The sequence below is a fragment of the Rhizobium sp. FKY42 genome (genome assembly GCF_005222835.1).
Taxonomy (GTDB): Bacteria; Pseudomonadota; Alphaproteobacteria; order Rhizobiales; family Rhizobiaceae; genus Neorhizobium.
Genome location: NZ_STGA01000032.1, coordinates 1 through 1,119, shown reverse-complemented (window position 1 = coordinate 1,119; position 1,119 = coordinate 1). Strand labels below are relative to the sequence as shown.

The following is a 1,119-nucleotide window of genomic DNA, read 5'->3' as shown; positions in this document are numbered from 1 at the left end:
TCTCCACTACGATGTAGAACTCGTCCAGTCCTCCACCGTAGGTGGAGGTTTACTTTGATTGCAGAAAAGGTCGACACGAATGCCGACCTAAACGAGCTTAGCCTTCTTGACCAAACCACGATTTGATCTGGTCCGGGTGTTCGGAAATATATTTGTCGACGGCCTTTTCGTAGGCTGTCTCCTGCGCGTCTAACATTGCGGCTTCAAGATCGGAAGAACGCTCCTTCTGCAGGGGCGCAGATGTGCCGCCTGCGACAATGCAGGGCGCAAGAGATCAGGTCAACTATTACGCGGCGAAGGGACGCCGCACCTTTATTGAGTTATTTCCTGACCGGCCGAGGACATTGAGTCCGGAAAAGTCGATACGGAACAGAAGCAACACCACTTCTGGGATCGACGTTCAATCACTGTCTACTTATCGCGTTTGCTAAGCGAGATGTTTCTACACACTCTTCGTGCATAAGCAGGGCAGGGTGCGGCCCGGCTCCGTGCCTCGAATCTGGATATCTGGTCTACAAAATTGTCCTGTGCATCCGTGATGTTGCCATGAACAATACAGGCCTTAGAATGGCGAACTGACCGGAATCACCACACAAACTGCCGACACGATGCGCCAGCATCGGCCGGATAAACGCAACAGATCAGGAATACGGAATTTCTTATGGGCGACGTCATCAAGTTCAACAAGCCGAAGCCGGTCAAGCCTCCGCGTCAAACGCCACCTGCAGCCAAGAAGGCGCTGATTGTCGCTGGCGTCATCGCAGCCTTCGTTCTGGTTTGGGCCTATTTTCAGTATGTCGGCGGTGCCTGAGCCGTCACTGTCCGCAAACGCGCGCTCGCTCAACAGCGTCGGCTATATATGCACCGGCGCTGGGATCATCGCATTGGTCGATTTGGTGGTTCAGTTTATCAGCCAGGTCAATCGCGGCGTACATCAGATAGAGCAAGGCTGCGACGCCTAACCAAACTGCCAGGGTGCCTTTGCTCATAGGGTGAATCCAGCTTTCCGTATCGAATAAGTTCCATAATCTTCCTTATCTGATTTCAATCTATAGCAGCCATTTAGTAATGCGACAGTTGGGCCAGTTAGAGATGCGACAGTTTTCGCCCTTCTAGCTG

Annotated in this window: 2 protein-coding genes and 1 pseudogene; 1 reads left to right on the top strand and 2 read right to left on the bottom strand. The window is 52.5% G+C overall.

Features of this window, described 5'->3' with window-relative positions:
* Window positions 1-97 precede the first annotated feature (97 nt).
* Window positions 98-214: pseudogene (locus E8M78_RS15815) on the bottom strand (glycine/betaine ABC transporter substrate-binding protein); the annotation flags it as partial.
* Between the two features lie 447 nt (window positions 215-661).
* On the opposite strand from E8M78_RS15815, the gene E8M78_RS23340 reads away from it, so the two are divergent.
* Window positions 662-811, top strand: a complete 150-nt coding sequence (locus E8M78_RS23340; protein ID WP_170973440.1) for a hypothetical protein — start codon at window positions 662-664, stop codon at window positions 809-811.
* 4 nt (window positions 812-815) lie between these two features.
* Here E8M78_RS23340 and E8M78_RS23335 read toward each other — a convergent pair whose 3' ends face one another.
* Window positions 816-989 carry a hypothetical protein gene (locus E8M78_RS23335; RefSeq protein WP_170973439.1) on the bottom strand — a complete coding sequence of 58 codons (174 nt, stop codon included), beginning with the start codon at window positions 987-989 and terminating at the stop codon, window positions 816-818.
* Between the last annotated feature and the right edge of the window lie 130 nt (window positions 990-1,119).

Coding starts and splice junctions, on each gene's coding strand:
- E8M78_RS23340 (WP_170973440.1), top strand. CDS start 662: ATGGGCGACGTCATCAAGTTCAACAAGCCGAAGCCGGTCAAGCCTCCG.
- E8M78_RS23335 (WP_170973439.1), bottom strand. CDS start 989: ATGAGCAAAGGCACCCTGGCAGTTTGGTTAGGCGTCGCAGCCTTGCTC.